The sequence below is a fragment of the Pseudomonas sp. B21_DOA genome (assembly GCA_030544685.1).
GTDB classification, from domain to species: Bacteria; Pseudomonadota; Gammaproteobacteria; order Pseudomonadales; family Pseudomonadaceae; genus Aquipseudomonas; species Aquipseudomonas fluorescens_AO.
In genome coordinates, this window is record CP086683.1 from 1,390,754 (window position 1) to 1,409,419 (window position 18,666).

Below are 18,666 nucleotides of genomic sequence, written 5' to 3' on the forward strand. Positions count from 1 at the left end.
GGGGCGTGTCAGTCAACTCAAATGTCGACTGACAAGACGCCTTCGCGAGCAAGCCCGCTCCCACAGATGGAATTTGCATTCACAGGAATATTTCGTTCAGTCGTGATTCTCAAGGTATTGCAGCGCCATCCGCTCTGTCGCGACCTTCACTGGCGGCAGCAAATGCGGCGCCACCAGCATCATGATCTGATAAACCACCAGTCTCACTTCCCTCCCGATCAAGAATCCGCTGGTAATCCAGCGAGAACAACAACGTCATGGTCACCTGCTCGACAAGTTGACCCAACGCCTGGGTATCGCTGACCAGTTGCCCTGAAGCCTTCAAGCGCGCCAACAACGACGCCAGCGTGCGCTTCAGCGCGTTGAGCAGATTGCGAATCCCCTTGGCCAGTTTCGGCAGGCGCCCGGCGAGGTTCGACAGGTCCTGGAACAGGAACCGGTATTGCGCCAGCCGCTCGACGATCAAATGCAAGAACAACCAGTAATCCTCCGGCGCCAGCTCCACGTCCGGCGGCGGGTCGAGCAGGGGCGCGAGTTCATGCTGGAAGCGTTCGAACAAACCGAGAATCAGCGGTTCCTTACCGTGGAAGTGGTAGTAGAGATTGCCCGGGCTGATCCCCATTTCGTTGGCCACCTCCATGGTGGACACGTTCGGCTCGCCCTTTTCGTTGAACAGTTGCAGCGCACATTCGAGAATCCGGTCGCGGGTTTTCATCCAGTCTTCTTAGAAAAATTCGGTTGAGCGTCAGCGCACATGCACATAGGTGCCGGGTGCCGCTTCCATCGGTGGATAGTTCGGATTGCCGAGGGTGGTGCGAGTCTCATTCAGGGCGCCCGAGCGCTGCGCGACCCATTCCAGCCACTGCGGCCACCAGCTGCCGTCGACGTGTTTGGCATCGTAGTACCAGGCACGCGGGTCGCTGCTCAGCTTGGCGTTCTCGACGTAGGCAGCTTTCGAGTTGCTCGGCGGGTTGAGGATGCTCTGCACGTGGCCGCTGTTGGACAGCACGAAGCGTCGCTCGCCACCGAGCAGCAGGGTCGAGCGATACACCGCGTCCCATGGCGTGATGTGGTCGTTCATGCCGGCGACGCTGAAGCTGTCGACGTTGACCTTCTGCAGGTCGATCGGCGTGCCGCACACCTCGAGGCCGCCCGCGTGGATCAGCGGGTTGTGCTTGAAGAAGTCCAGCAGATCGCCGTGCAGCGCCGCCGGCAGGCGTGTGTTGTCGTTGTTCCAGTAGAGGATGTCGAAAGCTGGCGGCTCCTTGCCCAGCAGGTAGTTGTTGACGAAATAGCTCCAGATCAAATCGTTGGGGCGCATCCAGGCGAAGACCTTGGCCATGTCGCGACCGTCGAGCACGCCTCGCTGGTACGAGCGTCGCTTGGCCGCTTCCAGTGTTTGTTCATCGGCGAACAGCGTGGCCGGGGTCTCGATCTGGCTGTCGAGCAGGCTGACCAGGTACGTCGCGCTGGCGACCCGGCGCAGTTGCCGTTTGGCCTGCAGATGGCCTTGCAGGGCGGCGATGGTCAGGCCGCCGGCGCAGGCGCCCATCAGGTTGACTTCCCGCGCACCGGTAATCGCCCGGCACATGTTCATCGCTTCTTCGACCGCTTCGACGTAACTCGACAGGCCCCACTCGCGATGGCGCACATCAGGATTGCGCCAACTGATCATGAACGTCTGCAGGCTGTTTTTCAGGGCGTACTGGACGAAGCTGTTCTGCGGGCTCAGATCGAAGATGTAGTACTTGTTGATTTGCGGCGGCACCACCAGCAGCGGCTTGGCGTACTGCTTTTCGCTCATCGACTTGTACTGGATCAGCTCGAACATTTCATTGCGAAACACCACCGATCCGCTGGTGGTCGCCACGGTTTTGCCAACCTCGAATGCTTGTTTGGTCACTTGCCGTGGCAGGCCGTCGTTGTGCAAAAGATCATCGAAAAGATGGCTCAGGCCACGCACCAGGCTCTGCCCGCCGGAATTGAACAGCTCCTTGACCGCCAGCGGATTGAGCAGGGTATTGGATGGCGCTACGGCGTCATTGAGCAGGGTGAAAGCGAAGTGCGCACGGGCGCGATCTTCAGGGCTCATGTCGCCCTCATCGATCCAGCTCTTGACCTGTTTCTGCCAGGCCAGATACGCCTGCAGACTGCGCCGGTAAAACGGGTTGAGGCTCCACGCCGGATCGGCGAAGCGGCTGTCTTGCGGATTGGTCGGGTGCAGGGTTTCGCCGAGCAGTACGCGGCCCAACTGCCCGCCAAGCTTCAGCGCGTGCCTGGCGCTGTGCAAAGGATTGCGCAAGCCGTGGGCGGCGACGCTGCGCAGTGTCGACAGCAGGTCCCTGCCACGCAGACCGGCGATCGCACTCTGGGCGTTGATAAACACGGCGGGGCTGGGCACCACGCCCGTCGCTGGTTTTTCGCGCATGACTCAACACTCCTTCGTCTTCAGGGCAAAAACACACTCACCGAACCAGAACACCATAGACGCTGTTACCGGTTGCTGCCTGCGCGGCGTCCTGCCGCGCGCTTGATTTGAAAAGTGCTGCATAAAGCAGGCCGCCGCGATCAGCCGCCCAGCGGCGTCGGATGCGGATGCATGACTGCGCGCAGACGCTCCTCTTCGAGAAACTTCATGATGATCGGCGCCACCGCTTCGGCGCGGGTAATCAGGAACAGATGGCCGTCATCGATGATGTGCAGCTGCGCGTTGGGAATGCGCCAGGCGAGCATGCGCATGTTGATCAGCGGAATCAGCGGATCGTCATCGCCGGCCAGCACCAGCGTCGGCTGATGAATCTTGTGCAGCCAGTGGATGCTGGTCCAGCCGAGGCCGGCGAACAGCTGCCAGTAGTAACCGAGCTTGCCCGCCGAGCGCACTTTCGCCGCATGGCTGGCCGCCAGCGTCGGGTCGCGGCGGAACGAGCCGCCGTAGATCATCGGCGCGATGCGAATAACATGGGATGGCTGAATGTAGCGGCGCGGGCTGGCCATCATCCACAGCACTTTCGGCTTGCCCGGGACCATCACCGCACCGGCCGCGGTCGCCGCCAGTACCAGCTTCTTGCAGCGCTCGGGGTAGTCATAGGCAAACTGCTGCGCCAGGGCGCCGCCCCACGACACGCCAATCACATTGACCTGACCGTAGTCGAGATAGTCGAGCATCCGCGCCGTCAGTTTGGCCAGGCCGGGGAAGCGATACGGCCGGTTCGGCGTCGACGAGCCGCCGACCCCGGGCACGTCGAAGGCGATCACTTCCAGATCCGGGTCGAGCGCCGCGACAAACGGAAACACCAGTTCCAGGTTGGCGCCGATGCCGTTGAAGATCAGCAGAGGCGTCAAATGAGGCTTGCCGGGGCGTACCGCCGTGCGGAGGGTCTGACCATCCAGATCAACGGTGCGGAATATGAACGGTTGCGGCATGGGTCAAACCCTTCGGGTCAGTTGGGAGCAGCTGCAAGCCGCAAGCTTCAAGCAGAACCCGCTCAGCTTGTCGCTCGCAGCTTGAAACTTGCCGCTATCTCTCATGTACGTAAGTGCCCGGCGAAGCCTCGCCCGCCGGGTACGCTTTGTTGCCCAGTTTCGTCGGGGCTTTTTTCAGGTTGCCCGAGCGCTCGGCCAGCCATGCCTGCCAGTACAGCCACCAGGAATCGGTGTGCTTGGTCGAATTTTCCTGCCAGTCATCGGCGGTCGGCGCCATCTCTTCGCCGGTCATGTAGCGCGACTTCGGATTGCCCGGCGGGTTGAGGATGCTCTGGATATGGCCGCTGCTCGACAGCACGAATTCGACTTTGCCGCCGAACAGCTGCGCCGACTTGTAGCAGGACTTCCATGGCGTGATGTGGTCGTTGGTGCCGGCCAGCGAGAAGATGTCGGCGGTGACCTGCTTGAGGTCGATCGGCGTGCCGCACACTTCCAGTGCATTGGGACGGATCAGTGGATTGTTTTTGAACATCTCGATCAGGTCACCGTGGAACGCAGCGGGCAGGCGGGTGGTGTCGTTGTTCCAGAACAGGATGTCGAACACCGGTGGCTCGTTGCCGAGCAGGTAGTTGTTGACCCAGTAATTCCAGATCAGATCGTTGGGGCGCATCCAGGCGAAGACCTTGGCCATGTCTTTGCCTTCCAGCACTCCGGCCTGATAGGAGTGGCGCTTGGCGGTCTCGAGGGTCTGCTCATCGACGAACAGGGCGACGTCGCTGTCCAGGGTGGTGTCGAGCACGCTGACCAGCAGGGTGAGGGCATTGACCTTGTTCTCGCCGAGCGCGGCGTAGTGGCCGAGCAGGGCGGTGCAGGTGATGCCACCGGAGCAGGCGCCGAGCATGTTCACATCTTTGCTGCCGGTGATCGCGGTGACCACGTCGACCGCTTCCTTCAGCGCTTCGATGTAGGTCGACAGACCCCACTCGCGCTGGGCCTTGGTCGGGTTGCGCCAACTGATGATGAAGGTCGGCACGTTGTTGCGCAGGCAGAAGCGCGCCAGGCTTTTGTCCGGGCTCAAGTCGAAAACGTAGAACTTGTTGATCTGCGGCGGCACCACCAGCAGCGGGCGTTCGTGGACTTGCTCGGTGATAGGCCGGTACTGGATCAGCTCCAGTACGTCGTTGCGGAACACCACCGCGCCCTCGGTGACGCCGAGGCTTTTGCCGACTTCAAACGCACCCATGTTGACCTGGCTCGGCATGCCGCCGTTGTGCACAAGATCCTTGGCCAGATGCGAGAGGCCATCGAGCAGGCTTTTGCCGCCGGTTTCGAAGAAGCGTTTGACCGCCGCCGGATTGGCCGCCGTATTGGTCGGCGCCATGGCTTCGGTCATCAGGTTGATGACGAAATGGCCGCGAGCGATGTCTTTGGGGGACAGGCTGCTGTCGTCGATCCAGGCATGCAGTTCCTTGCGCCAGGCCAGGTAGGTTTGCAGATAACGTTTGTACAGCGGGTTCTGGCTCCACGCCGGATCGGCAAAACGGCGGTCATCACCGGCCGGTTGCAGCGCGGATTTGCCCAGCAGCACGTTCTTCAGCTCGAGGCCGAAATGGGTCACGTGCCTGACGCTGTGAATCGGTTGTCTGATGGCCTGTTTCAGCACCATTCGAGCAGAGGCCAGCAGATCCTTTCCGCGCAGCCCGACGACGGGGTTAAGCCCCAGAGTGTTTTCCGAGGCTTGGTACTTCAGGTCATCGTTATTCTTGTCACTCATCTACGACGCTCCATTGTCCTGAGACGAGTACCCGGTTTCACGCTGTCGCTTCCACAGCCAATGCCGGGTACTACTGCTCGGGTGACCGTTGATTCTGCATAGCTGCTTTACAGTCGCAGAGCACTGCAGGGAACTTGCCAGCTCCATTGGTTACCCGAGTTTAATTTTTTCGCAAGCGGCCGATCCCGGGCCGTATGCGCGGAGCATTCAAACAGATGAAGTTAGAAAATGCCCTCTAAAGAGCAAGAGCCACGGCCTAGAGCATCAGCTTGACGAACGACTCGTTAGGATCGCGGGATTTTCCGGCAGCGCGCAGCTCGGCAAGATAATCGTCCCAGAGTTCGTTCTGGCGCTTGCCGAGTTCGTAGAGGTATTCCCAGGTGAACAGGCCGCTGTCATGGCCGTCATCGAAGGTCAGTTTCAGTGCATAGTTGCCAGCCGGTTCCAGCTTGCTCAGACCCACGTTGAGCTTGCCGAATTGCAGAATCGGTTTGCCGTGGCCCTGGACCTCGGCGGAGGGAGAGTGCACGCGCAGAAACTCGGCGGGCAGAGTGTATTCCTCGCCGGACGCGTAGGTGAGCGTCAGGGTTTTCGAGGCTTTGTGCAGTTTGATGTCGGTGGGAATCGAGGTCATGGCCTGGCGTCCGTTGTGTGGGTGACCCTGTTTCAAATGTGGGAGCGGGCTTGCTCGCGAAAGCGGTGTGTCAGACAACAATGATGTCGACTGACACGGCCTCTTCGCGAGCAAGCCCGCTCCCACAGGGTCCGCTATCGCTGTAAGTATGGCTTACAGGATATAACGGGACAGATCTTCGTTCTGCGCCAATTCGCCAAGGTGGCTGTTGACGTAGTCGGCGTCGATCAGAATCGCCTTGTCATCGTGGGCGCTGGCCAGGTCGCCGGCGCTGAACGACACCTCTTCGAGCAGACGCTCAAGCAGGGTGTGCAGGCGACGGGCACCGATGTTCTCGGTCTTCTCGTTGACCTGCCAGGCGATCTCCGCCAGACGCTTGATGCCCTCGGGCTGGAACTGGATGTTCAGGCCTTCGGTTTTCAGCAGCGCGCAGTATTGCTCGGTGAGCGAGGCGTGCGGTTCGCTGAGGATGCGTTCGAAGTCTTCCGGGCTCAGCGCCTTGAGCTCGACGCGGATCGGCAGACGGCCTTGCAGTTCCGGCACCAGATCGCTCGGCTTGCTCAGGTGAAACGCACCGGAAGCGATGAACAGGATGTGGTCGGTCTTGACCATGCCCAGCTTGGTGTTGACGGTGCAGCCCTCGATCAGCGGCAGCAGGTCGCGCTGTACGCCTTCGCGGGAGACATCGGCGCCGCCGACATTGCCGCGCTTGGCGACCTTGTCGATCTCGTCGATGAAAACGATGCCGTGCTGCTCGACCGCTTCCAGCGCCTTGGCCTTCAGCTCTTCCTCGTTGACCAGACGCCCGGCTTCTTCATCGCGCACCAGTTTCAGTGCTTCCTTGACCTTGAGCTTGCGCGACTTCTTCTTGCCCTTGCCCATGTTGGCAAACAGCGATTGCAGCTGGTTGGTCATCTCTTCCATGCCCGGCGGCGTGGCGATTTCGATGCCGGAAACTTCGGCGACTTCGATCTCGATTTCCTTGTCGTCCAGCTGACCTTCGCGCAGGCGCTTGCGGAACAGCTGGCGGGTATTGGAATCGGAGCTCGGCGCTTCTTCGTTGCTGAAGCCCATGCGGGCCGGCGGCAGCAACGCGTCGAGGATGCGGTCCTCGGCGGCGTCTTCGGCGCGGTGGCGTACGCGGGTCATTTCCTGCTCGCGGAGCATCTTGATCGCAGCATCGGCCAGATCACGGATGATCGACTCGACGTCACGACCGACATAACCGACTTCGGTGAATTTGGTCGCTTCGACCTTGATGAACGGCGCATTGGCCAGTTTCGCCAGGCGACGGGCGATCTCGGTTTTACCGACACCGGTCGGGCCGATCATCAGGATGTTCTTCGGGGTCACCTCAACGCGCAGCTCTTCAGGCAGCTGCATGCGGCGCCAGCGGTTGCGCAGGGCAATCGCGACGGCGCGCTTGGCATCGTCCTGGCCGATGATATGGCGGTTGAGTTCGTGGACAATTTCGCGGGGAGTCATGGACATAATAATTGACGGTCCTCAAGCAGAAACAAGCCGTGGCACACGGGCCGAAACAGGCTTATTCAGCGAGATCCTGCTCCTCAATGGTCTGGGTGTGGTTGGTGAATACGCAGATGTCGCCGGCGATGCCGAGGGCGGTTTCGACGATCTCGCGCGCCGACAGGTCAGTCTTTTTCAGCAGGGCGCTGGCGGCGGCTTGCGCGTAGGCGCCTCCGGAACCCATGGCAATCAGGCCATCTTCGGGTTCAACCACGTCACCGTTGCCGGTGATGATCAGCGAGGCATCCTTGTTGGCAACCGCGAGCATCGCTTCGAGACGGCTCAGGGAGCGGTCGGTGCGCCATTCTTTGGCGAGTTCGACGGCGGCGCGGATCAGGTGACCCTGATGTTTTTCGAGCTGGCCTTCGAAACGTTCGAACAGGGTAAAGGCGTCGGCGGTGGCACCGGCAAAACCGGCGATGACCTGGCCGTGGTACAGGCGACGAACCTTTTGGCGTTGCCTTTCATCACGGTGTTGCCGAGAGAAACCTGGCCGTCGCCGCCCATGACGACTTTGCCGTGGCGGCGGACTGAAACGATGGTGGTCAAGGGAAGAGTCTCCACGCAGCGGGGCGAAAATGCCTTATGCCCATTCATATGGGGGTGCTGGAGGGGATTTCAACCGGCAGGGACGATGGGAGACGAATGGTGTGTGTGATGACTGTGGCGAGGGGATTTATCCCCGTTCGGCTGCGAAGCAGTCGCGAAACCATCATTTGCGGTATGCCTGCTGCACCGCAATGGCTGGTTTCAGGGCTGCTCCGCAGCCAAACGGGGATAAATCCCTCGCCACAAAGTTTGAAGCTCACCTGCAAGTTGCAGCTGACCTCTGAGAGCCTTAGCGGCTCTGGCGTTGTTGTAACAACAGGTTGCTGAAGCCGGCGCCGGCCAGTTGTTTCTGCGCCGTGGTCAGTTGTTCACGGTTGCTGAACGGGCCAACCAGAACGCGGTACCAGGTTTCATCCTTGACCGTACCGGACTCCACCGCGACGGCTTGGCCGAGCAGAATGATCTGCGCACGCACCTTGTCAGCATCGGTTTCCTTGCGGAACGAACCGGCCTGGAGGAAGAACTTGGTCACTGGCGCGGCCTTGCTCACTGGCGGCGCTGGCGGCGGCGTAATCCCGGCCAGGGCTGCCTGCGCACGTGCGGTGTCGATCTTCGCCGCTTCGGCCGGGGTCACCGGCGTGGTCGGGATGGCCGGCACTTGCGGCGTCGGCAGGGTCTTCTCAGGTACTGCGTCCGGCGGCACGATCACTTCCGATTCCGGCAGCAAAGTGTAGAAATCGTACTTCGGCTTCACCGGTTGCGTCGGGCTCGGCGGGGTCTTGTTGGCCTCGGCGATCTTCGACGCTTTCTGCTGCTGTTCGACTTTCTCGCGCTTGACCGTGTCGCTGCCCTTGCCCGGTTCCAGTTTCATCAGAAACACGATGAACGCGCCGACGGTCAGGCCGATGGCCATCCACAGCCAGCCCGGAATCGGTTGTTTCGCTGGGGCCTGATAGCGACTGGCGCCGCGTTTGGGTGCAGGTTTTTTCTTGGCAGCCAACTTACATACGCTCCAGAGTTTCCAGACCCAACAGCTCCAGGCCTTGCTTGAGGGTGCGACCGGTCAGCGCGGCCAGACGCAGACGACTCTGCATCTGCGCCGGGGTTTCGGCGGCAAGGATCGGGCAGTTCTCGTAGAAGCTGGAGAACAGGCCGGCGACGTCGTACAGGTAGGTGCAGAGAATGTGCGGGGTGCCTTTTTCAGCGACGTTGTTCAACACTTCGCCGAACTGCGCCAGCTTCGCCGCCAGCTCTTGCTCGTGCGCCGCTTCGAGGACGATCTGGCCGTCGACTTCGCTGAAATCCTTGCCCAGTTTGCGGAACACACCAGCCACGCGGGTGTAGGCGTACAGCAGGTATGGCGCGGTGTTGCCTTCGAAGTTGAGCATCAGGTCGAAGTTGAAGCTGTAGTCGCTGGTGCGATGCTTGGACAGGTCGGCGTATTTCACTGCGCCGATGCCGACGACCTTGGCGATGTTGCGCAACTCGTCTTCGGCCAGGGTCGGGTTCTTCTCTTTCACCAGGTTGTAGGCGCGTTCCTGGGCTTCGGTGAGCAGATCGATCAGCTTCACGGTGCCGCCGTCACGGGTCTTGAACGGACGGCCATCGGCGCCGTTCATGGTGCCGAAACCCATGTGCTCCATTTCCATCGGATGGGTGACGAAACCGGCCTTGCGCGCCACGGCGAAGACTTGCTGGAAGTGCAGGGCCTGACGCTGATCGACGAAGTACAGCGCGCGATCAGCCTTGAGCTTGCCGCTGCGGTAGCGCACGGCGGCGAGGTCAGTGGTGGCGTACAGGTAACCGCCGTCGGCCTTGACGATGATCACCGGCAGCGGGTCGCCATCGGCGTTCTTGAACTCGTCGAGGAACACACACTGGGCGCCGTTGCTCTCGACCAGCATGCCGGCAGCCTTGAGATCGTTGACCACGTTGATCAGGTCGTCGTTGTAGGCGCTTTCGCCCATCACGTCGGCCATGGTCAGTTTGACGTTGAGCAGTTCGTAGATCTTCTGGCAGTGCGACAGCGAGATGTCCTTGAACCGGGTCCACAGCGCCAGGCATTCGGCATCGCCGGCCTGCAGCTTGACCACCAGGCCACGGGCGCGGTCGGCGAATTCTTCGGATTCGTCGAAACGCTGCTTGGCCGCGCGGTAGAAGTTTTCCAGATCGGACAGCTCGTCGCTGGTGATCGGGTTTTCCTGCAAATAAGCCATCAGCATGCCGAACTGAGTGCCCCAGTCGCCGACGTGGTTCTGGCGGATCACTTCGTCACCGAGGAACTCGAGTACGCGAGCCACACCGTCACCGATGATGGTCGAGCGCAAGTGGCCGACGTGCATCTCTTTGGCCAGGTTCGGTGCCGACAGGTCGACCACGGTGCGCTGCGCCGGGCCGGCCTTGCGCACGCCGACATGGGCGTCGACCAGTGCGGCGTCGAGACGCGCGGCCAGGGCCTGGGTGTTCTGGAAAAATTGATGAAGCCCGGGCCGGCGATTTCGGCCTTGGTGACGTTCTCGTCGGCGGGCAGTGCGGCGATGATTTTCTCCGCCAGGTCGCGCGGCTTCATGCCGGCTGGCTTGGCCAGCATCATGGCGATGTTGCTGGCGAAGTCGCCGTGGGTCTTGTCGCGGGCGTTCTCCACCTGGATCGCCGGCGTCAGGCCTTCAGGCAACACACCTTCGTTGACGAGTTGGGTGAGGGCTTGCTGGATCAGCTGGCGAATGGTGTCTTTCATGGTCTTCTCTTTCGACCGCAAGCGCGGCGGGCGCATCGATGCGCGGGTGGAAAAACTGGGCATTATCCGTTGCGAAGACGGGCTTGCCAACCTTAGCAGGCAGGATGTGGATATGTGGTGACAAAAGTCCGCTTTCGCGAGCAGGCTCGCTCCCACAAGGTTTTGCGCAGGACACACAAGGTATGTACGGCGCTGATCCACTGTGGGAGCGAGCCTGCTCGCGAAAGCGATCTTCAGCTCAATACAGATCCACCGGATCAACATCCAGCGACCAGCGCACCGCCCGCCCGCTCGGCATCTGCTCCAGCACCAGCATCCAGCTGGCCAGCAAGCGATGCAACGGTGCCCGCGCGGTCGCCTGCAACAACAGCTGCGCGCGATAACGTCCGGCGCGGCGCTCCATCGGTGCCGGCACCGGCCCGAGCAGCTCGATGCCACTCAGATTCAACTCGGCCAGCAGGCGTTCGGCCGCGCTGCACGCTTCATCGAGAAAACCTTCCGCCTGCCCCGGCTTGTGCGCTTCGGCGCGCAGCAGCGCCAGATGGGCAAACGGCGGCAACCCGGCCGCGCGGCGTTCGCTCAGGGCTTGTTCGGCGAAGGCGAAATAACCTTGCTCGGTCAGTTGCACCAACAAAGGATGGTCGGCGAGGTGCGTCTGGATGATCACCCTGCCCGGTTCCTCAGCCCGGCCGGCGCGCCCGGCGACCTGGACAATCAACTGCGCCATGCGCTCGCTGGCGCGGAAGTCGCCGGAGAACAGGCCGCCGTCGGCATCCAGGATCGACACCAGCGTCACCCGTGGGAAATGGTGCCCCTTGGCCAACATCTGCGTGCCGACCAGAATGCACGGCTGGCCTTTCTGGATCGTCGCGAACAGCTGATTCATCGCGTCCTTGCGCGAGGTGCTGTCGCGATCGACGCGCAGCACCGGGTAATCCGGAAACAGAATCGCCAAGCGTTCTTCGGCGCGTTCAGTACCGGCACCGACCGGGCGCAGATCGACCTTGCTGCACTTCGGACACTGGCGCGGCGTGCGCTCGACGTTGCCGCAATGGTGGCAGCGCAATTCACCGTAGCGCTGGTGCACGGTCATGCGCGCATCGCAGCGCGAGCACTCGGACATCCAGCCGCAATCGTGGCAAAGCAGGGTCGGGGCAAAGCCGCGCCGGTTGAGGAACACCAGCACCTGCTGGCCGTTGGCGAGGGTCTGGCCGATGGCTTGCTGCATCGGCCCGGAAATACCGCTGTCGAGCGGGCGGCTTTTCACGTCCAGACGCAGAAAGCGCGGTTGCTTGGCGCCGCCGGCGCGCTCGTTCAGGCGCAGCAGGCCGTAGCGACCGGTGTAAGCGTTGTGCAGACTTTCCAGCGACGGCGTGGCGGAGCCGAGCACGATCGGAATGTTTTCCTGCCTCGCACGCACCAGCGCCAGATCGCGGGCGTGGTAGCGCAAGCCTTCCTTCTGTTTATAGGAGCCGTCGTGTTCTTCGTCGATGATGATCAGCCCGGGATTTTTCATCGGCGTGAACAGCGCCGAACGGGTGCCGATAATGATGTCAGCCTCGCCATCACGCGCGGCGAGCCAGGCCTCGAGACGTTCGCGATCATTGACCGCCGAGTGCAGCAGGGCGATGCGCGCGTTGAAACGCTGTTCGAAGCGCGCCAGGGTTTGCGGGCCGAGGTTGATCTCCGGGATCAGCACCAAGGCCTGCTTGCCGGCTTCGAGGGTCTCGCGGATCAGTTGCAGATAGACTTCGGTCTTGCCGCTGCCGGTGACGCCGGCCAACAGGAAGGCGTGATAACTGTCGAAGCCGGCGCGAATCGCTTCATACGCGGCGCGCTGTTCACTGTTGAGCGGCAGCTCCGGTTGCGCCAGCCAGTGTTCATGGCGAACGCCGGGGGCGTGGCGACGGATTTCGACCTGCACCAGCCCCTTGGCCAGCAGCAGATCGAGGCTGTCCTTGCTCAGCATCAGTTTGCTCAGCAACTGATGCGCCACGCCGTGGGGATGCTGGGCCAGCGTGGTCAGCGCCTCGCGCTGGCGCGGCGCACGGGCGACCCGAGGGTCGTCAACGCTGGCGCCGGGGGCAATTGACCAGAAGCGTTCCTGCCGTGCCTCGGCCAGCTCGCCCTGACGCAGCAGCACCGGCAAGGCCCAGTTCAAGGTGTCGCCAAGGCTGTGCTGGTAATACTGCGCGGTCCACAGACACAGCTTGAACAGCGCTGGCGGCAGTGGCGAAGTCGTATCGAGCAGAGCCAGTGCCGGTTTGAGTTTTTCTGCCGGCACTTCGCTGGCATCGGTGACCTCGACCAGAATCCCGATCATCTCGCGCCGCCCGAACGGCACCCGCAGGCGCATGCCCGGCTGCAATTGCTCGCGCCGCACCCCGGCCGGCGCCCGGTAATCGAACAGGCGGCGCAAAGGCGAAGGCAGGGCAAGGCGCAGAATGGCGTCGGGCACGCGGGGGATCTCTATAAACGCAAAAGAAGGGTTGAACGCAGATCAATTGTGGGAGCGAGCTTGCTCGCGAAGGCGGTGTATCAGGCGCTTGAACATTGACTGACACGACGCATTCGCGAGCAAGCTCGCTCCCACAGGGTAATGCGTTCAAGGCCGGGAGCCTAGCAGACGGTCGGTCTCGGTGACAGCTTGCGCGATTGAAAAGGTCTGGTAGAATCCGCGGCCTAATTACGTGCGGTATTCAACAATAGTGTTGGGTGGCGGCACGCTAGCCTGAGGAAGACACCATGAAAGCCGAAATCCATCCGAACTACCCGGAAATCGCTGTTACCTGCAGCTGCGGTAACAAGTTCGAAACTCGTTCGACCTACGGCAAAGCCCTGGCGATCGACGTTTGCAACGAATGCCACCCGTTCTACACCGGTAAGCAGAAGACTCTGGACACCGGCGGCCGTGTGCAGAAGTTCGCAGACCGTTTCGCTACTTTCGGCGTCGGCAAAAAGCCTGAGGCTGATCATTTTGGAAGGTCGCTTCGACTTCTCCAGACTGATGAAAAAGGCGTCCCTTGCGGGCGCCTTTTTGTGTCTGCGATTTGGCTGTCCGCCGCCCAGGCCTTTTGTCCGGCACCCGCAGGGCTGACCAGCGTTTCCGTGCAGCGGGTGGTCGATGGCGACACCCTGCGCCTGAGTGATGGTCGCAGCGTGCGCATGATCGGCCTCAATACGCCAGAGCTGGGCAAGCAGGGCCGCAGCGACGAACCGTTCGCCGTGGCGGCGCGCAAACACCTGCAGGCGCTGGTCGATGACAGTGGCGGCCGCGTCGGTCTGCGGCCTGGCAAGCAGGCGAAAGACCATTACGGCCGTACGCTCGCGCATGTTTATAGCGTCAGCGGTGCCAATCTCGAAGCGCAGATGCTTGCCGCTGGCCTGGGTTTTCAGGTTGCCGTGGCGCCGAACGTCGATCTGGTCGTCTGCCAGCAGGCCGCCGAACGCCGCGCGCGACAGGCCGGACTTGGTCTCTGGCGGCAATCCCCGGTAATCAAGGCTCAGCAGATTCAGCGTTCGGGTTTCGCCGTGGTCAGCGGTCGGGTGAGCAAGGTGCAGCGCAATCGCGGCGGAATCTGGATCGAGTTGCAGGACACGCTTGTATTGCGGGTTGCACCCAATCTGCTCGGACAATTTGACAGTGCTGGTTTGCAAGCATTGAAAGGCAGGCAGATCGAGGCGCGTGGCTGGGTGGTTGACCGATCCCGGCGCGGTGGTCTGCAAAAGGTCAGGCGCGCTGGTTGCTGCCGTTGACCGATCCTTCGATGCTGCAAGTATCGCGCTGAAGAAAAATTGTAGACATTTTTCTGCTTGATTGTGAACAGTCCAGCCCTTGTGCGCCGTGGCTCTTGGCCCAAAGTCGTAGGGCAGGGCGCTTGACAGCGGTGACTGCCCAGTCTTGTGGGGACTTTGCGAGGCGCGTATCCTCGCTGACCAGTCTGTCCAACAGTAAAAAAGCGGAATGCCAAAATGTCTGATCTGAAAACTGCCGCTCTCGAATACCACGCCAATCCTCGTCCGGGGAAGCTGAGTGTCGAGCTCACCAAGGCCACTGCTACCGCCCGCGACCTGTCGCTGGCCTACAGCCCCGGCGTAGCTGAACCAGTGCGCGAGATCGCTCGCGATCCTGAACTGGCCTACAAATACACCGGCAAGGGCAACCTGGTGGCAGTCATTTCCGATGGCACCGCTATTCTGGGCCTGGGCAACCTCGGCCCACTGGCTTCCAAGCCTGTAATGGAAGGCAAAGGCGTGCTGTTCAAGCGCTTCGCCGGCATCGACGTATTCGACATCGAAGTCGATTCGGAAAGCCCGCAAGCCTTCATCGACACCGTCAAGCGCATCTCCATCACCTTCGGTGGCATCAACCTGGAAGACATCAAAGCGCCAGAGTGCTTTGAGATCGAACGCGCTCTGATCGAGCAGTGCGATATTCCAGTGTTCCACGATGACCAGCACGGCACCGCGATCGTGACCGCTGCGGGCATGATCAACGCCCTGGAAATCGCTGGTAAAACCCTGCCGGAAGCGAAGATTGTCTGCCTCGGCGCCGGTGCTGCCGCCATCTCCTGCATGAAACTGCTGGTGAGCATGGGCGCTCGCATCGAAAACATCTTCATGGTTGACCGTACCGGCGTGATTCACTCCGGCCGTGACGACCTGAACCAGTACAAAGCCGTATTCGCCCACGCTACCGACAAGCGCACCCTGGCTGACGCATTGGCAGGTGCTGACGTATTCGTCGGTCTGTCCGGTCCGAACCTGCTGAGCGCCGAAGGCCTGCTGTCGATGGCGGCCAATCCGATCGTGTTCGCCTGCTCGAACCCGGATCCGGAAATCTCCCCGGAACTGGCGCACGCCACCCGTAGCGACGTGATCATGGCCACCGGCCGTTCGGACTACCCGAACCAGGTCAACAACGTGCTGGGCTTCCCGTTCATCTTCCGTGGTGCCCTGGACGTTCGCGCCAAGCGCATCAACGAAGAAATGAAAGTCGCCGCCGCCAACGCCCTGCGCGAACTGGCCAAACTGCCTGTTCCACAGGACGTGTGCGATGCCTACGGCGGTGCTCCGCTGGAATTCGGCCGTGAGTACATCATTCCGAAGCCAATGGACAAGCGCCTGATCACCCTGATCTCCGACGCTGTGGCCAAGGCCGCGATCGAGACTGGCGTGGCTACCCTGCCGTATCCGAAGAACTACCCGCTGAAAAGCGTGGATGACGTGTTCAACGGTTAAAAGCAGCCGCCCATAAAAAACCCAGCCTGGTGCTGGGTTTTTTATGGGCTACAAGCTGCAAGCGTGCATCGTTCGCGCTTTTGCTTACCGCTTGTAGCTTGGCGCTTGCAGCTGCTCCCTAGAACAGATCGATCGGCGCCTGCTCATCCGCCGGCAGCGGGCTGCCTGGCACGGTGCCGTTGCCCAGCTCGTTCACCGATGGCGGTGTGTCTTCAGTCTTGAACAGTTCGAAGTAGGCCCCCGGCGTGCTCGGCGTCGCGGCGCGGCCACTGACCGGATCCACCCGCAGGCTGAGCAAGCCTTCCGGCTCAGGCTGCACATGTGGCGGCTTGTCTTTCAGCGCGGCGGACATGTAATTCATCCAGATCGGCAGCGCCACGGTGCCGCCGAACTCACGGCGTCCGAGGCTTTCCGGTTGGTCGAAACCGGTCCACACCGTGGTCACGTAATCGGCGTTGTAGCCGGAGAACCACGCATCTTTCGATTCGTTGGTGGTACCGGTCTTGCCAGCGATGTCGCTGCGGCCCATGGCCAGTGCGCGACGGCCGGTACCGAGCTTGATCACGTCCTGCAGCATGCTGTTGAGGATGTAGGTGGTACGTCCATCGACAATCCGCTCGGCCACGGCCGGCGCTTGCGGCACTGCCGGGTTGCCCGGCGCTTCACCGGCAACCGGGGCGGCATTGACCGTGAACGACTCGGTGGCTGGCGCAGCGATACCGTCGGTCGCCGCACCACCCTGTGGCACGGTCGGCGGGTTGGCGACAAACAGCGTGTCGCCGTTACGGCTCTCGATCTTGTCGATGATGTACGGAGTGATCTTGTAGCCGCCGTTGGCAAAGGTGCTCCAGCCGGTGGCGATTTCCATCGGCGTCAGCGTCGCGGTACCGAGTGCCAGCGACAGGTTCGGCGGCAGGTCCTGCTTGTTGAAACCGAAGCGGGTGATGTAGTCGATGGTCTTGCCCACGCCCATGGCTTGCAGCAAGCGGATCGACACCAGGTTGCGCGACTTGTACAGCGCTTCACGCAGGCGGATCGGGCCGAGGAAGGTATTGGTGTCGTTTTTCGGTCGCCAGACCTTGTCCAGGTATTCGTCGACGAACACGATCGGCGCATCGTTGACCAGGGTGGCGGCGGTGTAACCGTTATCCAGCGCGGCGCTGTAAACGAACGGTTTGAAGCTCGACCCCGGCTGACGCTTGGCCTGCAGAGCGCGGTTATAGTTGCTCTGCTCGAAGGCAAAACCGCCGACCAGCGAACGGATCGCGCCGTTCTGCGGATCCAGGGACACCAGCGCGCCCTGCGCCTGCGGTATCTGGCTGAATTTCAGCGAATTGTCTTTTTGGCGCTGCACGCGAATCAGATCACCGACCTGCGCGACATCCGACGGCTGACGCGGGTTGGCGCCCATGCTGTTGGTATTGAGGAACGGCCGCGCCCATTTCATCGTGTCCCAGGCAACGTGCTCTTCACCGGTGCGGGTCAACACTTGCAGGCCGGTTTTATCGACTTGGGTGACGATCGCAGGTTCCAGGCTGCTGATGGTGCGCTGCTTGGTCAGCTCGCTGGCCCAGGCTTCGCGAGTCTTGCCCGGCAGGCGCGACTCGGGGCCGCGGTAGCCGTGGCGCTGGTCGTAGGTCATCAAACCTTCGTGCAGCGCGGTGTTGGCCATTTCCTGCAGATTGCTCGGCACTGTGGTGGTGACGCGGAAACCTTCGGTGTAGGCGTCGCTGCCATAACGACCAACCATTTCGGCGCGGGCCATTTCGGCGATGTACGGTGCGTTCACTTCCGGCGTCGGCACGTGGTAGCTGGCGTTCAGCGGCTCGTTGATCGCCGCGGTGTAGTCGGCCTCGCTGATCTTGCCCAGCTTGTACATGCGCCCGAGGATCCAGTCGCGGCGTTCTTTACTGCGCGCCGGGTTGGCCAACGGGTTGAAACGCGACGGTGCTTTCGGCAGGCCGGCGATCATCGCCATCTGCGCCAGGCTGACGTCACGGATCGATTTGCCGTAATACACCTGCGCCGCCGCCTCGATGCCGTAGGCGCGGTTGCCCAGATAGATCTTGTTGACGTACAGCTCAAGGATCTCGTCCTTGGTCAGCTGCCGCTCGATCTGCAGGGCCAGGAGAATTTCAGTGGTTTTACGCGAGAAGCTGCGCTCGCTGGTGAGGAAGAAGTTCTTCGCCACCTGCATGGTGATGGTGCTGCCGCCGGACTGAATGTGTCCGCTTTTGACCAGTTGGGTCGCCGCGCGCATCAGGCTGCTCGGGTCGACGCCATAGTGATTGGCAAAATTGTCGTCTTCAGCACTTAGTAACGCATTAATGAAATTGGGCGGAATGTCGGCGAAACGGATCGGTGTACGGCGCATTTCGCCAAATTCTGCGATCAACTTGTTGTCGCTGCTGTAGACGCGCAGAGGAATCTGCAACTGAATGCTTCTCAGCGCCTCCACAGACGGCAAACCCGGACTAAGGTAAAGAAAGGCGCCGCTGAGACCTAAGAGCAGTCCGCAGAAAACGGCGACGATGGACCAACCGAAAAATTTCAGCAGACGAATCAAGGCTTTTGGACATCCAGGGCAAAGAATGAATTTGGCACGGGGCTGCGGTTACACACAGAGCCATCCGCGCGGGCAGTAAAAAGCGGAAAAAATCGCTGGGCATTATAAGCACTTTTCCGTCGGGGGCGTCATTGGCGCTTCTGTCAAGACGGGGGTCAAGGAACGCAATGCGTATTACAGAGTCCGTAACTCACGGAAAGTCATAGGGAATTGGT

At 61.4% G+C, this 18,666-nt stretch carries 9 protein-coding genes and 5 pseudogenes; 3 read left to right on the forward strand and 11 right to left on the reverse strand.

The window, feature by feature from the left end; genetic code table 11:
- Nucleotides 1-96: 96 nt before the first annotated feature.
- From LJU32_06525 to LJU32_06570, 10 genes and pseudogenes are all read right to left on the reverse strand, one after another.
- A pseudogene (locus LJU32_06525) lies at nucleotides 97-715 on the reverse strand (TetR/AcrR family transcriptional regulator).
- A 30-nt stretch (nucleotides 716-745) separates the two neighbouring features.
- Nucleotides 746-2,428 carry a class II poly(R)-hydroxyalkanoic acid synthase gene (gene phaC / locus LJU32_06530; protein ID WKV89950.1) on the reverse strand — a complete coding sequence of 561 codons (1,683 nt, stop codon included), beginning with the start codon at nucleotides 2,426-2,428 and terminating at the stop codon, nucleotides 746-748.
- Between the two features lie 140 nt (nucleotides 2,429-2,568).
- Entirely contained in the window at nucleotides 2,569-3,423 is an 855-nt protein-coding gene (gene phaZ, locus LJU32_06535; GenBank protein ID WKV89951.1) for a poly(3-hydroxyalkanoate) depolymerase, read from the reverse strand.
- Between the two features lie 94 nt (nucleotides 3,424-3,517).
- A complete protein-coding gene (phaC, locus tag LJU32_06540) occupies nucleotides 3,518-5,197 on the reverse strand; it encodes a class II poly(R)-hydroxyalkanoic acid synthase (protein WKV89952.1) in 1,680 nt (559 codons plus the stop codon).
- A gap of 256 nt (nucleotides 5,198-5,453) precedes the next feature.
- Nucleotides 5,454-5,831 carry a DUF971 domain-containing protein gene (locus LJU32_06545; GenBank protein WKV89953.1) on the reverse strand — a complete coding sequence of 126 codons (378 nt, stop codon included), beginning with the start codon at nucleotides 5,829-5,831 and terminating at the stop codon, nucleotides 5,454-5,456.
- Between the two features lie 153 nt (nucleotides 5,832-5,984).
- Nucleotides 5,985-7,322 carry an ATP-dependent protease ATPase subunit HslU gene (gene hslU, locus LJU32_06550; protein ID WKV89954.1) on the reverse strand — a complete coding sequence of 446 codons (1,338 nt, stop codon included), beginning with the start codon at nucleotides 7,320-7,322 and terminating at the stop codon, nucleotides 5,985-5,987.
- A gap of 55 nt (nucleotides 7,323-7,377) precedes the next feature.
- Nucleotides 7,378-7,907 (reverse strand): annotated as a pseudogene (hslV, locus tag LJU32_06555) (ATP-dependent protease subunit HslV).
- A gap of 289 nt (nucleotides 7,908-8,196) precedes the next feature.
- A complete protein-coding gene (locus tag LJU32_06560; protein WKV89955.1) occupies nucleotides 8,197-8,907 on the reverse strand; it encodes an SPOR domain-containing protein in 711 nt (236 codons plus the stop codon).
- A gap of 1 nt (nucleotide 8,908) precedes the next feature.
- Nucleotides 8,909-10,644 (reverse strand): annotated as a pseudogene (gene argS, locus LJU32_06565) (arginine--tRNA ligase).
- Nucleotides 10,645-10,882: 238 nt separating this feature from the next.
- Nucleotides 10,883-13,102, reverse strand: a complete 2,220-nt coding sequence (locus tag LJU32_06570; protein WKV89956.1) for a primosomal protein N' — start codon at nucleotides 13,100-13,102, stop codon at nucleotides 10,883-10,885.
- Nucleotides 13,103-13,389: 287 nt separating this feature from the next.
- On the opposite strand from LJU32_06570, the pseudogene rpmE reads away from it, so the two are divergent.
- From rpmE to LJU32_06585, 3 genes and pseudogenes are all read left to right on the forward strand, one after another.
- Nucleotides 13,390-13,590: pseudogene (rpmE, locus tag LJU32_06575) on the forward strand (50S ribosomal protein L31).
- Between the two features lie 61 nt (nucleotides 13,591-13,651).
- Nucleotides 13,652-14,432 (forward strand): annotated as a pseudogene (locus tag LJU32_06580) (thermonuclease family protein).
- A 184-nt stretch (nucleotides 14,433-14,616) separates the two neighbouring features.
- Nucleotides 14,617-15,885, forward strand: a complete 1,269-nt coding sequence (locus tag LJU32_06585) for a malate dehydrogenase (protein WKV89957.1) — start codon at nucleotides 14,617-14,619, stop codon at nucleotides 15,883-15,885.
- A 118-nt stretch (nucleotides 15,886-16,003) separates the two neighbouring features.
- On the opposite strand, the gene LJU32_06590 is transcribed toward LJU32_06585, so the two are convergent.
- Nucleotides 16,004-18,451 (reverse strand): penicillin-binding protein 1A, encoded by a 2,448-nt coding sequence (locus LJU32_06590; protein ID WKV89958.1) that lies wholly within the window; start codon nucleotides 18,449-18,451, stop codon nucleotides 16,004-16,006.
- Between the last annotated feature and the right edge of the window lie 215 nt (nucleotides 18,452-18,666).

Excerpts from the sequence above, each read along its gene's own strand:
- phaC (WKV89950.1), bottom strand. The coding sequence starts at position 2,428 with ATGCGCGAAAAACCAGCGACGGGCGTGGTGCCCAGCCCCGCCGTGTTT.
- phaZ (WKV89951.1), bottom strand. The coding sequence starts at position 3,423 with ATGCCGCAACCGTTCATATTCCGCACCGTTGATCTGGATGGTCAGACC.
- phaC (WKV89952.1), bottom strand. The coding sequence starts at position 5,197 with ATGAGTGACAAGAATAACGATGACCTGAAGTACCAAGCCTCGGAAAAC.
- LJU32_06545 (WKV89953.1), bottom strand. The coding sequence starts at position 5,831 with ATGACCTCGATTCCCACCGACATCAAACTGCACAAAGCCTCGAAAACC.
- hslU (WKV89954.1), bottom strand. The coding sequence starts at position 7,322 with ATGTCCATGACTCCCCGCGAAATTGTCCACGAACTCAACCGCCATATC.
- LJU32_06585 (WKV89957.1), top strand. The coding sequence starts at position 14,617 with ATGTCTGATCTGAAAACTGCCGCTCTCGAATACCACGCCAATCCTCGT.